The sequence below is a fragment of the Bilifractor sp. LCP21S3_F8 genome (genome assembly GCF_052117805.1).
Classification (GTDB): domain Bacteria; phylum Bacillota; class Clostridia; order Lachnospirales; family Lachnospiraceae; genus Bilifractor.
The window spans coordinates 77751-91934 of the sequence record NZ_JBQKIK010000005.1 but is presented as its reverse complement, the minus strand read 5'-3'; the positions used below and the strand labels follow the sequence as shown (position 1 = coordinate 91934).

Below are 14184 nucleotides of genomic sequence, written 5' to 3'. Positions count from 1 at the left end.
ATGTCGTTTTCCGGAGAGGTAAAAAAAGAGCTTATCGGACAGGCGGGTCCGGCAAGACATTGTCAGATTGCCGAGCTTGCGGCGATTCTGATTTTCTGCGCGACGGTCAGGACGACACAGGAGGATGATTATCAGATTGTTTTCCGCACGGAGCACATGGATGTCGCAGATAAATATCTGTCGCTGCTGAAGAAAATCTTCCGCATCCGTCCGGAGCTTGTCAGAGTGGAAGATAAGAGGAGAAAAAAGACGGATCTGTACCAGATCATCGTGGAAGACAGGGAGACCGCCATTCGTATTCTGCAGGCGGTGCGTTTTCTGGATGAGAGGGGACGCATCTCCGACAGTGTGCCGATCAGCAGGCAGATCATTCTTCAGAGAACGTGCTGCAAGCGGGCATTTATCCGGGGAGCCTTTCTGGCCGGTGGCTCGATCAGCGATCCGAACACCTCTTATCACCTGGAAATCGTATGTACCACGGAGGAGCAGGCCGAGGGAGTGCGGGATATCCTGGAGATGCTGGAGGTTGACGCAAGGGTTGTTCAGCGGAAAAAATACAGGGTTGTCTATGTAAAGGACAGCCAGCAGATTTCTGATTTGCTCGGCATGATGGGCGCGAGCGCTTCTCTGCTTGAGTTTGAGAATATCCGGATTGTGCGCGGAGTGCGGGGAAATGTGAACCGTCAGGTCAACTGTGAGACAGCAAATATCCACAAGACGGCCACGGCATCGGCAAAGCAGATAGCGGATATCCGGCTGATCGAGGAGCGGATCGGTCTGTCCAATTTACCGGAAGCACTTGACGAAATGGCTAACATTAGGTTACAATATCCGACAGCGACTTTATCTGAGCTTGGAAAGCATCTCAGCTCTCCGGTGGGTAAGTCAGGGGTCAACCACAGATTAAGGAAGATCAGTATCATTGCTGAGGACCTGAGGGAGAAACAAGGAGGCAATTTTCAGGATGATTAAAGATAATGTTACAATTCAGATTTCCAACGGACTTGAGACCAGGCCGATCGCTATGCTGGTTCAGGTGGCAAGTCAGTATGAGAGCAGCATTTATCTTGAGAGCGGTACAAAGAAGGTAAATGCGAAAAGCATCATGGGAATGATGACATTGGGACTGGATAACGGTGAGAATGTGATTGTAACCGCTGACGGCGCAGATGAGCAGGAAGCAATTCAGAACATCCGCAGCTATCTCACACAGGACAAGTGAAACGGATTTATTTACACGGGCGGGGCGGCCGCCTCTGAAAATGTGAAGATATGTAGACAGCAAAAGAGCTTCTGATCTGAACTCAGATCAGAAGCTCTTTTGCCGTCCCTTTATCTCATTGTCAAAGCTGTGAAAGCCTGTACAGCGCATTTGACGAAATCAGGGAAGTGCCGTGCTCCCGCAGAAAAGCTTCGCCGGCTTCATCCACTGTGCTGCATGTGCCGTATTCACTCAGAATGTTGCAGGTCCGGTAAAAATCCACCGGAGACATCCCGGACTGATGCAGGATCAGCTCGTAATTGTTCTGCTCCGCCTCGGTCTTGTAGAGCGAATTTGATCCTCTGTAGAAATTGTGAACCGCTTTGGACGCTGAAATGACGTCGTCCAGGCTCCGGAACTGGAATACCTGTATGAGCTTTTTTGGAAGCATATCATTCAGCTTTGAGCGTCTGGAGTCCGCGGTTTCTGTGGCAGGAGAAGCGTCTGTTTTGTTCCCTGCAGCATCTTTGGCTGCAACGGATTTTCCGGTGTCACCGGTGTCCTTCCTTCTCGCCTCGAACAGCCGGTCAAAGAGTTCCGCAAGGGTGGCCGCATCGCCCCCTGTCGAATCAGAGAAAAGGCCGTCACCCAGGGAGGCAGTCGGCTGGGTAAATTTTGAAAATCTGGTATCCAGTTCCTCCGGGTCTTCCACCTTTGTAATTATCAGAGTCAGACTTTCGGAAGAGGTGGGGATCGCTTCGATCATCAGAGGAGAGTTCCCGGAATCGAAACCGACTTCATAGTGTGCCTCTCTCATCATGTCCTGAAAGAGTTTGCGCGATTTGTCGGAACCGTATGCGAGCTCGCTCAGCCGGATATTTCGGCTGGAAAGATCTTCGCTCGTCAAAATACAGCGTATTTTATTATCGCTAATTTTTTCGATTTTCATCTCATCACTTCCTTTCAGCCACAGTATATACCACACTCTGAAAAATTGTAAAGTGGTTCGGATATTTCTGCTTGTGCAATATACCTGCATTATGTATAATATACATACATGAAATACATCGGCGGCGTGAGGAAAAGAGGTGATCCTTATGTACCGGTCTGTTATGTAGTTCGTCAGAGCTTATGCGGATATTTCTGGTTGTAATCTGAAATGTCTTTCTTCTATATTTCTTATTCTTCCATATTTTCTGTTCTTCCAATACTGCCTCCCGGCAGAGGTCTGTTCTTATCCGGAAGAATCCCATTTTTCATTCAATATAGGTTTTATCACGGAAGAATCCCTTTTTTTTAGCAGTTTATCACTTAAAGTTTCTTTCCTTCCAGTGATGGATTGCTGGAGCCGGAACGCGGAATCCCGGCAGATTCCGCTGATTCCGGGATCTCTGAGAGTACCGTTCCCGGTGATTTCATGCGTGGGAAGGAAAGATCTGTACTGATGGCAGTGGGGCAATGTGGTTGTTGTGCCGCAGGCGGGGTGCGCCAATGTGTATAAAGCCAGCTGCTCCGTTGCTTCGCAACTCACGCAGCTGCCACATGTATTCGCATTCTCGCGTTGCTTCGCACCGCTCCATGCTCATACATGTTAGCGTCGATCAAGCATGCAGTTTTCTGTGCATGCTTCGCATGCCCAAAACTGCCCGCTTGACGACGGCTTTATACGTATAAGCTACGGATTGCTCCGTGCTTCGCACTCTCGCAATCCTACAGGTATTCGGATTTCGCGCGTTCGCGCTTCATCCTCATACCTGTTGCCTTCGAAATCGCATCCAGTCTCTTACACACGCTTCGCGCGTGACGATCCTGTCTGCGTTTTCGAAAAGCTTATACAGTAATATTTCGACGTTTTTTGGGAGGGGGAATCAGAATGTATCATGAAGGAGTAATGATGAATTCATCGGAGTCGGAGCTCTTCCAGTGGGAGGAGAAGGGGTGGAAGCTTTATCTGGACAATCATCCCAGTAACCCGATCCTGATTGAAAATGCGAGGGCAAATGCCGTTCATGAAGGGGGATGTTACATGCCGGATTTTTATTATGATCCGGTGACTGGAGAGAAAATGCTCAATTATAATCTGATTCACAACGAATCAGGAAGAATGACAGATAACTGATACAGAATGGCGCAGATGGCAGTTCGGCAATTTGAATGGCCGTGATGCGTCAGATTATCATAAGAGCCTCACCGGCTGCGTTTCTGACGATGAGAGATACCCGACCGTATCCGCGCATCCGGAGGGGGCTCTTTTTTACGCGAACAGTGAGCCGCAGCCGAATGCGAAGTATTCGTGTGCGGCGAGCGTCGCGATAGCGAGATAAAACTCGCGCAGCGTGTTTTATCTCGTTTGACGCTTACGAAGAGCAGTTTCCTGTTTTTTTTTACCTATTTTTTGCCGAGAACGCCCCGATCCGACCTTAGTTGGTCGGGGATGAATCGGCCCTTTTTCTTTTCTTGGCATACTTACCGGACCACACATACTTTCGTTTGTGATGTTCCGTTCCCTGGTCACGGATATACGCTTCAAGCGTCTCATTGGAAACACCGCCTGTTGTTGATACGAAATAACTGGACGACCAGAAAGCATCCTTCCAGAGGTATCGTTTCACCTGTTCGGGGTATTCCGCTTTGAAAAACTTGGACAGCTGCGTTTTCAGTGTTGCTATGACTACAGCCGGTGCTTTTGCCGGTGGAACGCTGAACAGAATATGCAGGTGGTCGGGCTCTCCTTTCATTTCAATCACCTTCCCGTCATACAGCTTGAGAAGATACGCAACCCTTTCTTTTGCAGCCGCGCGCATCTCTTCCGTCATAACAGGTCTCCTGTATTTTGTAACCAGTACAACATGGTAGGTCATACTGTAAACCGAATGTGCGCCCTTTGTATATTCCATGGTCTTTGAACCTCCGAAATAAATGTAATGTTGCGCTTTATATTTTTCACACTGCATGCTATAATACTAACATAAATAAGCATTTGAATCAATCTTATGTGAGGATAAAACATGAAGGTTACGATCAACGGGCCAAGGTATTATAAAGAAGAATTAGCGTCAGGCGCATTTGATCTCTGTATCCAATCGATCTGTTGCTATAACGATTTCAAGATCCAAATGTATAATGCAATATACGCCAATCGATATCTCCCGGGATCCAAGGGAGATATCCTTGGATTGAAAAAGATAACCTACAGCGCATGGATGAAGGAGTACGGCATCAATGATTATTATTCCACTTCTCTCTATGCGGAAGTCACCGGTCTCTTATCCTCACAAAGAGAATTCCGGAAGTGGTATCTCGCAAGGATCAAAGATGATCTGGCTGCCCGGAAGAGAAAGATCATCTCCCTGACGGAAAGCCTGACAAAACTGCGGGCGATCAAACAAACGATTGTGTCATATGTTAGGACCGGGAAATTCAAACGGCCCTATAAGGGCTGTATGTTGAAAATCAGCGGGCAGACGGCTTTTCCCGGTGGAAGACACGTCTACGCTCTGGAAGAATATGAACGTCTCGTCGAACAGCGGATCCGCAATACCAATGCGCGGCTGCACAACGTACAGGCAGCTTTCCGACGCAGGGAGTGTAAGTTGGAAAAACTTGGCAAGTCCAACCCGGATCGTATTTTGTTCGGATCCATGGCATTTTATAAAACCAAGGATACCGTCGGATGCGACGACACATGGCGCAGAGAGTTCCATCGAAGAAGATATCGAACCATGCAGGCAACCGGAAGGCATACCAGCCGTTATGGGAATTATCTGGTCCATCCGGATGAAACGGGAAACCTGCACTGGGATCTTCCGAAAGGGATGGGAACGGTTGTTTTTCCAAAGTTTCACCTTGCGCGGTATGAGGCGGAATGGCGCGCGTGTTTCCAGTGCAGCAAAGACCTTCGTCAGGCCGTCAGCTATCGGATGAAACGGATGACAGATGGAAACGGCCGGGAATATTTAATCGTATCCGCCAACTTTGATCTCCCGGATCATGAAGCGTCGGCGGATCTGTCCGAGGGATGCATCTCCTGTGACCTGAATGTGGATCATCTGGCATGGGTGGAAGTGGATCCTTCCGGTAAACTGCTTCGTTATGGGAAAATCCCATTTGACCTGGAACATAAGTCATCGACGCAACGCGATCAGATCATAGGCGACGTAGTCTCCCGGGTGGCAGTATTCAACAAGGAAACCGGCAGACCGCTGGTATTTGAGAATCTGGATCTTACCACAAAACGGGCTTCCATGAAATACAGCGTAAAAAGATCCAACTTCCTCGTTTCGTCCTTTGCTTATCAAAAGTTTCGCTTTCATCTGGATTCACAGGGAAGCCGCAAAGGTTTTTCTGTCCTGTACGTAGATCCGGCCTATACGAGCTTCTGGGGAAAGCTGCTGTTCATGCGAAAGTACGGAATCTCCGTCCATACCGCCGCGGCTTACTGCATCGGACTCCGTGCTCTGGAAAGACTGGACGAGCTTATCATCCCTGATGTGTACGGACACCTTCTCGACAGCAAAAAGCAGACCGGCCCTTATTATGCTGCAGAAAAAGACGTGGCGTTGTATAAGAAGCTGTCCGGAATCCGGACACATGCTTTCTACCTGGATCTTCCGGACCTTGGCACTGTCACAAAATTAAAAGACTGGCTGCGGCAGAACGATAAAAGCTGTCCTGCCTGGTACACAGCCGCTTTGTAATCATAAACGGTATTGTTTCGAGAAAACCGGTATCTGCCGTTTTCTATCGTAGTAATCATTAACATCCCGCAAGGGATCACGCCGTATAGCGGTACCCCGACATTTGGCCTCGGCAGTTGTATGTCACTCTCTGGTGCGGGGACGGACGCTTCTATGCGGACTTCGAAAGCATGTCCCATTAGATTCGGGAGGCTTCGGTTTCTTTGTTTCGAAAAGAGCATGCATATACCTCGTAGCTGGTAAAACCGAGGGTTCTTATGGGGAAGCCGCAAGGCTGACCCATCGGAATCCCCAACTGACTTCGGTCAGTTGGGGTAGTTCAAGGAAGGTGCTCTCCTTGCCATGCCTCATTTAACATGTTAAAATAAGTCCGATTGTGACAGAGCGGATTTCGGCCGCAGCGCCTGAGCAGGCGGGCATGGATGAATGAGCAGCAGGGTCCTTTCGCCTGGCACGGAAATATATTGTAAAAAAAGACGTCCGTTTGAGGCGCAAGAGGTCTGTTATGTCGAATTCGCGAAAGAGAAGCAGGAGGGGAAAGCGTTCTGTTCTCCCTGCTGTTATTTTTGGTATCATTGTAGTATTGATTATCGGAACTGCGGCATTTATCTATAACCGGCATTCCTTTACCTATGATCAGATGGATCTGGATTCCTACTTTGGTCTTACATCCGGGAAGGAGGCGGCACTGGTTGTGGATGACGCCGTTCTGGAGACCAAGGGGCTGGTAAAGAACAATCAGGTGTATGTAGATTATGATACCGTGGAGAACTATCTGAATCCGGGATTTTTCTGGGAAAGCGGCAGCGGAAAGCTTCTGCTCACTCTTCCGGACGGCACAAAAACCTGGACGCCTGATGACGGGAGCAATGCGGTTCTGAAGGACGGAGACACCGTGTATATCTCTGCGGACTGTATCGGGGAGAATTCGGATATCGATCTTGAAGTGTATCAGGATCCGTGGAGAGTCGTTGCAAGAACCAAATGGACGAACCTTACGGCAGAGACGGTGACAAAAGATGATGTGATCCGCTTCCGCGGCGGTCCGAAGAGCGATGTTCTGACCAGCGTGAAGGAAGGCGACGTCGTTGTTCTGACTGGGAATGCGGATGAATGGTGTCAGGTGTCCACGAGTGACGGATTTATCGGATATATTCTGAAGTCGGAGCTGAAGACAGCTCCTGAGGGTACGATCAAGCATACCACGGACTCCCGCTTCATCTTTGACCATAAGTTCGCGGATCAGAAGATTAATCTCGCCTGGCAGTATTGCAGTGAGAATGATGATGGAACGGGCTCTTTCACCGAGCTGACCAAGGATGCGGAGGGATTGAATACGATTTCTCCGACGTGGTTCAGCTTTTCCGATGACAAGGGGAAGCTGACTTCCTACGCCAATGCGGAATATGTGAACATGGCGCATAACGCAGGACTTGAGGTATGGGGATGTCTGCAGGACGTGGGCGGAAGCAAGGCCGACATCGGCACCATACTGATGGACGGTGACAGCCGTTCTCTCGTGATCACTCAGCTGATTCAGGCTGCGGAGGACACGGGAATGGACGGAATCAATGTCGATATTGAAACGGTTACTGCAGAGAACACGCCGCAGTATCTGCAGTTTCTTCGGGAACTCTCCGTTGCCGCTCATGCGAAAGATCTGATTGTCTCCGTAGATAATTATGTTCCGGTATATACAGCATATCTGAATCGTGCCGAACAGGCGAAAACCGTGGATTATCTTGTTATCATGGGATACGACGAGCACACGGCGGGATCCGACGAGGCGGGGTCGGTTGCCTCGCTCTCCTTTGTAAAGCAGGGCATTGAGGATACGCTTGCGGAGGTTCCTGCCGACCAGGTGATCAACGCGATTCCGTTTTACACGAGGGGCTGGACAACGGTGTCCGGGGAGGCACCTTCGAGTGAGGCTCTTGGTATGGACGAGGCGGACGAGTGGGTGAAGTCTCTCGGTATCCAGACAAGATGGGATTCGGAAAGCGGTCAGAACACGGGAAGTGTCACCGTGGGTGATGAGACCTACAGCATCTGGCTGGAGGATGAAAAATCCATCGAAGAGAAGATGAAACTGATCCGCAAGGCGGATCTTGCTGGTGTTGCGGAATGGAGGCTCGGCTACGAGCGATCCGATGTCTGGAAAATCATCAGCAGTTATCTGAAGGACAGCGAGTGAGCAGAGCATCGCGGACGGGCAGGGAGAAAAGTCGGAATGGAATCCGAGATTTAAAATCCGGGGATGCTGTGCTATACTTTACTTACGCTTACGGTGAGCCGGGCGCTCATCGCTTTATGGCGGGCATTGCGAAGACGAGATAAAACCCGTGAAGCGCGTTTTATCTCGTTTCGATTACGGGAGTATACGATCAAAGGGGGTAACCGCTATGGCCGAAAATGAAGAATTGTTCAAGACTACCGCATTTGGAGGGTACGACAAGGACGATGTGCTGGCTGAGCTTCAGCGATTAAAGGATAATGCCTATCAGGAAAAGAGCAAAATAATCCGGGATCTCGCGGATGCGAAGAAAGCCCTTGCAGCGAAGGATAACGAGATCAGCGAGAAGGACGCAAAGATTGCGGAGCTTCAGGAGACACTGGAGGCGCGGGATCAGGAGATCCTCAAGATGGAGAAAACCATCCGCGAGAAGTATCAGTCGTATGTCGATAATTATGAGACAATCGGAAGCCTGATCTATGAGGCAAAGATCCGCGCAAAGCAGATTGACCGTGAGACTGAGGCTGAGAAGCAGAGAAGAATCTCAGAGGCGGAGACGGAAGCAAGGAAAATTCGTGACGAAGCGCAAGTAGAGGCACAGAAAACCCTTGCGGGTGTGCAGAAGGAAGTCGATGAGATCAACCGTGAGGGAAAACAGAAGTATGAGGCTGTCCAGGAAGAGCTTGCAAATGTTGTCGAGATCTTCAACCGCGTGCAGAAGCAGTTCATGAATTCCTACAAGACGATTCAGGATATTGTGAACGAAAGCCCGGAGATAGGGGAGAACTGTGACCTGCCGCTTCGCGAAGATGATTATTAAAGGATGGAAGTGAACCGATCCATGCAGACTGGAAAAGCAAAAATTGTCAGGATGACGGAAGATAACCTGGATATGGATGCCCTTCGTGAGGCGGGAAGAATTCTGAGATCAGGAGGCCTTGTCGCGTTTCCGACGGAGACGGTTTACGGACTTGGAGGAAATGCCCTGGATCCTGAGGCTTCCCGAAAGATCTATGCCGCAAAGGGGAGACCATCGGACAATCCGCTGATTGTACACATCGCTGATCTGGAGCATCTTTTTCCACTGATCCGTGAGTTCCCGGAGGGAGCGAGGAGACTGGCAGAGAGATACTGGCCGGGACCGCTGACCATGATTTTTCAGAAGACCGATCTGGTTCCCTATGAGACAACGGGAGGGCTGGATACGGTGGCAGTCCGTTTTCCGGACAATGCCATTGCAAGGGAGATGATCCGTCAGGGAGGCGGATATGTTGCCGCGCCGAGCGCAAACACCTCCGGAAGACCGAGCCCGACACTCGCCAGTCATGTGGAGGAGGATCTCGGCAGCAAGATCGATATGATCATTGACGGAGGCCAGGTGAATATCGGGCTGGAGTCTACGATTGTGGATTTCAGTGAGGGACATCCGGTCATTTTGCGTCCGGGTTTTCTGAATCAGGAGATGTTGGAGAAGGTGATCGGAGAGGTCACAGTTGATCCTGGTATTATGTCCGAGAATATTCATGTGCGGCCGAAGGCACCGGGCATGCGGTACAAGCATTATGCGCCGAAGGCAGATCTTGCGATCGTAGAGGGACAGCCGGAGGCTGTTTTTTCAAAAATCCGGGAGCTGACCGAAAAGAGACTTTCGGAGGGCTTTCGTGTCGGTATCATCTGCACAGAGGAGAGCCGGGACAGGTACACAGAAGGAGATATCCGTTGTATTGGAAGCAGGGCAGACGACAGGACGATTGCGCACCATCTATATGAGATTCTGCGGGACTTCGATGCTGACGGGGTTGACTATATCTATACAGAATCCTTTGAGACACCGAGAATGGGTCAGGCAATCATGAACCGTCTGATCAAGGCGGCCGGCCATGAAGTGATTCAGGCATGAGAGGTGCCTGACCGGGTTTTCAGAAAGAGGCAGATACAGATCAGCACATGTGTGCTGCAGAGAAGGAGGACAAAATGATAGCACTTGGATGTGACCATGGAGGTTATCGGCTGATGCAGGAGGTCAAGACTCATCTTGATGCAAAGGGAATCGCATACAAGGATTTTGGCTGCTTCAGTGAAGAATCTGTCGATTACCCGGATTATGCCCACAAGGTCGGGCACGCTGTTCAGGATGGAAGCTGCGAGAAGGGAATCCTGATCTGCGGTACCGGAATCGGCATCTCGATCACTGCAAATAAGATGAAGGGAATCCGCTGCGCACTCTGCACGAACGAGTTTATGGCGAGGGCAACGCGGGAGCATAACGATGCAAATATCCTTGCGATGGGCGGAAGAGTCACGGGACCCGGAGTTGCGTGCGGAATTGTAGACGCGTTCCTCGACACACCGTTCTCGGAGGGGGAGAGACATATCCGAAGGATCCGTAAGATTGAAGAGGAACAGTAACGAGGCGAAAATCGGATTGCCGGAAGAGAGCCCGCTGCATGTTGCAGAGGCACAACTCGTGGAAACAGTAATGCAAAGGACCGGGATGCCGGAAGGAAGCGGTAATTCGCCGGAGAATGCTGCACCTGTGTCCGGACGGAGACAGATCGTTTGTGAGGAACCTGTGTCTTGCAGTTATATGAGTGGAAAGGAAGAAAAATGGGAAAAGTAATTATTATGGATCATCCGCTGATCAAGCATAAAATCGGAATCATCCGCGAGGAAAGTACGGGAACCAAGGAATTTCGCGAGATTATCTCCGAGATTGCCATGCTGGAGTGCTATGAGTCAACACGCAGTATTCCTCTTGAGGACGTAGAGATTCAGACACCGATCACAAAAACAACCGTTCAGAGACTGGCCGGCAAGAAGCTGGCCATCGTACCGATTCTTCGTGCGGGTCTGGGAATGGTTTCCGGTATCCAGACGCTGATCCCCGCCGCAAAGGTCGGACACATCGGCATGTACAGAGATCCGGAATCCCTTCAGCCGGTGGAGTATTACTGCAAGCTCCCCTCCGACATTGAAGAACGTGAGGTTTTTGTGGTAGATCCGATGCTGGCGACCGGAGGCTCTGCCTGTGACGCGATTCGCCAGCTGAAAAAGCATGGATGCCAGAAAATTCATTTTCTCTGTATCATTGCGGCACCGCAGGGACTGGAGCGCCTGAAGAAGGAACATCCGGATGTATCCATCGTGGTAGGCGCGCTGGACGATCATCTGAATGAACAAGGATACATTGTGCCCGGACTCGGCGATGCGGGAGACAGAATTTTCGGAACAAAGTAAAGCGCCGACATGTTGTGAACGGGGATACACACGGTATAAGCTGCGGATTGCCCATGCTTCGTACACTTGCGATCCTACAGGCGATCTGTCTGCGTTTTCGAAGGGCTTATACACAGAATGCTGGAGGAACGATGTCAGATAAGAGAAAAGACTATATTTCCTGGGATGAGTATTTTATGGCAGTTGCCAAGCTGGCAGGCATGCGTTCCAAGGATCCGAATTCTCAGGTGGGATGCTGTATCGTGAGCCAGGACAACAAGATTCTTTCCATCGGCTATAATGGATTTCCAAGAGGCTGCTCCGATGATGCCTTTCCGTGGGCCAGAAGCAACGAGGATCCGCTGAAGACAAAGTATGTCTACGTGACGCACAGCGAGCTGAACGCGATCCTGAATTACCGGGGCGGAAGTCTCGAAGGGGCAAAGCTGTATGTCTCGCTTTTCCCGTGTAATGAATGTGCGAAGGCAATTATCCAGGCGGGAATCCGGAAGGTTATCTATGATGACGACAAGTATGACAAAACACCTTCCGTCATTGCATCGAAAATGATGTTTCAGGCAGCTGGAGTAGAGTTTGAAAAATATAACTCCTCGGGCAGGATACTCACAATCCGTGTCTGAGAAAAAACAGAATGTCAACACATACAGGTCAGGGTTCAATATTCAGGATAAGGACAAGTGCATCGGCTTTAAAAACCAGACAGGAGGAGACAGGAAATGGTCCGTAAAGAGAACGTTACTTATGTAGATGGCCTTGCAGGAGGAAGAGGAAGAGCAAAGGTTTCCCATATTGTGTCCAGGGAGGAACTTATGGGGCATGGAAGGATGTACGCAAAGGTTACACTTCCGCCAGGCGCAAGCGTAGGCTGGCATCAGCATGTACATGACACGGAGCCTTACTATATTCTGAAGGGCCACGGTGATTTTATTGATAATGACCACAGGATTTATCATGTGTCAGCCGGAGACGTCTGCGTGATTGAGGTCGGACAGTATCACAGCATGGAGAACAATTCGGACGATGATCTGGAGTTCATGGCATTGATCTACAATGAAGCCGGGTATCTGAACGACTGACAGGAACAGATACGTGGTCAGTGCGGCGAAGGACATCTGACACGTGACATATGGCGAGGGACACATGCCATACTACATACTAAGCAGTGACAAGTCCCTGACATTTTAGCCATACTAAGCAGTGACAAGTCCCTGATGTTTATTAATAGAAGCATTACAAAGGATAAAGCTGCGCTCTTGCGCGGTATTATATGCCGACAGGCAGCAGGCTGGAGCAGACAGGGAACTGTGACGGCCTGTTTTTTTTACGCGAACAGTGAGCCGCAGCCGAATGCGAAGTGTTGGATTTTCTGATAGGTCATTCCTTTCGGAGGATTGTTCAAATATTTTTTGCGATGAATTGCCATAAGAATTAACCCGAAAATAATTTGCCATTAGCGCCGCGCTCAATTCACCGCGCAACAGCAAAAGGAGCATTCACCGCATTCAACGCGTGACAGCAAAAGTAGTTGACAAAAAAATAATGCAGTGCTATCTTATGAAACATAGGCGTTAGCACTCTGCAATTCAGAGTGCTGACAAACCGGCAAGGGGAACGATCCTGCCGGAGATCAATCCTCAGAAGGAAGAAAGGAGCCAAGGAGTGGGAGAAGATTTGGATGAACGAAAAAAGACGATTCTAAAGGCTATTATCCAGACATACCTGGAGACGGGAGAGCCTGTCGGATCACGGACAATTTCCAAATACACAGACCTGAATCTAAGCTCCGCGACCATCCGAAATGAGATGTCGGATCTGGAGGAAATGGGGTATATTATTCAGCCGCATACTTCGTCCGGACGGATTCCCTCCGATAAGGGATATCGGCTTTATGTAAACGAGCTGATACAGAAAACAAATCAGGATGCCGAAGCACAGACGCTGATGATTCAGAAAACGGATCGTATGGAAAAGGTACTGAAGCAGGTCGTGGATGTGCTGGCACAGAACACCAATTATGCGACAATGATTGCGGGACCGTCGTATCATCAGAACTCATTGAAGTTCATTCAGTTGTCCCGGATCAATGAGAAACAGCTTCTTGCGGTAGTGGTTGCACAGGGGAATCTGGTCAAAAACCAGATGATTGACCTCAAGGAATCTATTGATGAAGACGATATTCTGAAACTGAATCTGCTTCTGAACAACGAGCTGAACGGAAAGACAATCGGCGAGATCAATCTGGACATGATCACTCGGATGAAGCAGCAGGCAGGCATTCATAGCGAAGTCATCAGCAGTGTGATCGATGCAGTGGCAGAGACCATACAGCCGGGAGAGGAGGACATGCCGATCTATCTGAGCGGTGCGACAAATATTTTCGACTATCCGGAACTTGCGGATTCGAAAAAAGCCAAGGAGCTGATGACCGCGTTCGGAGATAAGAAGGAACTGGCTGAGATGATCCGCGAGACGGCTCCGGGCGAGGAAGCCTCGAACGGGATCACCGCCTATATCGGGAACGAATCCCCGATTCAGGGCATGAAGGACTGCTCCGTTGTCACCGCAAACTACAATCTTGGAAACGGGATGAAGGGAACGGTCGCTATTGTAGGCCCTCGGAGAATGGATTATAAGAAAGTAGTAGAAAATCTGAAGCAGCTGAAATCACAGATGAATGCTCTCTTCGGAAACGGAGACGCCAAGCTCGAGACCTCGTCCGATCATGACATTATCGATGACAGCACAGAGTCCTAGCAGACCGGGATCCGGGAGTACACGAAGAAGTGATTAATCCATGCGGAGATTCACATTAGATT

15 protein-coding genes are annotated in these 14184 nt (G+C 49.7%); 13 read left to right on the top strand and 2 right to left on the bottom strand.

Features of this window, described 5'->3' with window-relative positions; all coding sequences use genetic code 11:
- Together whiA and ACTQ3A_RS04040 are read left to right on the top strand one after the other, a co-directional pair.
- Positions 1–972: a DNA-binding protein WhiA gene (gene whiA / locus ACTQ3A_RS04045; RefSeq protein WP_441494114.1), complete on the top strand. Its 972-nt coding sequence runs from the start codon at positions 1–3 to the stop codon at positions 970–972.
- Positions 965–1222 carry an HPr family phosphocarrier protein gene (locus ACTQ3A_RS04040; protein ID WP_441099898.1) on the top strand — a complete coding sequence of 86 codons (258 nt, stop codon included), beginning with the start codon at positions 965–967 and terminating at the stop codon, positions 1220–1222. The genes whiA and ACTQ3A_RS04040 overlap by 8 nt, the downstream gene beginning before the upstream one ends.
- A gap of 121 nt (positions 1223–1343) precedes the next feature.
- Here the strand turns inward: ACTQ3A_RS04040 and ACTQ3A_RS04035 are convergent, their stop codons facing one another.
- Complete coding sequence (locus ACTQ3A_RS04035) at positions 1344–2150, bottom strand: adaptor protein MecA (protein WP_441475003.1); 807 nt, start codon at positions 2148–2150, stop codon at positions 1344–1346.
- A 924-nt stretch (positions 2151–3074) separates the two neighbouring features.
- Between ACTQ3A_RS04035 and ACTQ3A_RS04030 the strand changes: the two genes are divergently transcribed.
- Complete coding sequence (locus ACTQ3A_RS04030; protein WP_441494113.1) at positions 3075–3320, top strand: hypothetical protein; 246 nt, start codon at positions 3075–3077, stop codon at positions 3318–3320.
- 31 nt (positions 3321–3351) lie between these two features.
- Entirely contained in the window at positions 3352–3525 is a 174-nt protein-coding gene (locus tag ACTQ3A_RS04025) for a hypothetical protein (RefSeq protein WP_441494112.1), read from the top strand.
- Between the two features lie 96 nt (positions 3526–3621).
- Here ACTQ3A_RS04025 and tnpA read toward each other — a convergent pair whose 3' ends face one another.
- A complete protein-coding gene (gene tnpA / locus ACTQ3A_RS04020) occupies positions 3622–4098 on the bottom strand; it encodes an IS200/IS605 family transposase (RefSeq protein ID WP_441494111.1) in 477 nt (158 codons plus the stop codon).
- A gap of 279 nt (positions 4099–4377) precedes the next feature.
- On the opposite strand from tnpA, the gene ACTQ3A_RS04015 reads away from it, so the two are divergent.
- The 9 genes from ACTQ3A_RS04015 to hrcA all read left to right on the top strand — a co-directional run bounded on the left by ACTQ3A_RS04015 (position 4378) and on the right by hrcA (position 14122).
- Entirely contained in the window at positions 4378–5898 is a 1521-nt protein-coding gene (locus ACTQ3A_RS04015; RefSeq protein ID WP_441494110.1) for a hypothetical protein, read from the top strand.
- Between the two features lie 505 nt (positions 5899–6403).
- On the top strand, positions 6404–8092 hold the full coding sequence (locus tag ACTQ3A_RS04010; RefSeq protein WP_441494109.1) for a glycosyl hydrolase family 18 protein: 1689 nt from the start codon (positions 6404–6406) through the stop codon (positions 8090–8092).
- A gap of 208 nt (positions 8093–8300) precedes the next feature.
- Positions 8301–8951, top strand: coding sequence for a hypothetical protein (locus tag ACTQ3A_RS04005; protein ID WP_441099892.1), 651 nt, complete (start codon positions 8301–8303; stop codon positions 8949–8951).
- A 51-nt stretch (positions 8952–9002) separates the two neighbouring features.
- Entirely contained in the window at positions 9003–10031 is a 1029-nt protein-coding gene (locus tag ACTQ3A_RS04000) for an L-threonylcarbamoyladenylate synthase (RefSeq protein ID WP_441495248.1), read from the top strand.
- 74 nt (positions 10032–10105) lie between these two features.
- Positions 10106–10540: a ribose 5-phosphate isomerase B gene (gene rpiB / locus ACTQ3A_RS03995; protein ID WP_441494107.1), complete on the top strand. Its 435-nt coding sequence runs from the start codon at positions 10106–10108 to the stop codon at positions 10538–10540.
- Between the two features lie 198 nt (positions 10541–10738).
- Complete coding sequence (upp, locus tag ACTQ3A_RS03990) at positions 10739–11368, top strand: uracil phosphoribosyltransferase (protein ID WP_441099887.1); 630 nt, start codon at positions 10739–10741, stop codon at positions 11366–11368.
- A 131-nt stretch (positions 11369–11499) separates the two neighbouring features.
- Positions 11500–11988, top strand: coding sequence for a deoxycytidylate deaminase (locus ACTQ3A_RS03985; RefSeq protein ID WP_441099885.1), 489 nt, complete (start codon positions 11500–11502; stop codon positions 11986–11988).
- Positions 11989–12084: 96 nt separating this feature from the next.
- The gene (locus ACTQ3A_RS03980) at positions 12085–12444 is read left to right on the top strand and encodes a cupin domain-containing protein (protein ID WP_441099883.1); all 360 of its coding nucleotides are present in this window, start codon (positions 12085–12087) and stop codon (positions 12442–12444) included.
- Positions 12445–13027: 583 nt separating this feature from the next.
- Positions 13028–14122: a heat-inducible transcriptional repressor HrcA gene (gene hrcA, locus ACTQ3A_RS03975; protein ID WP_441099881.1), complete on the top strand. Its 1095-nt coding sequence runs from the start codon at positions 13028–13030 to the stop codon at positions 14120–14122.
- Positions 14123–14184: the final 62 nt, after the last annotated feature.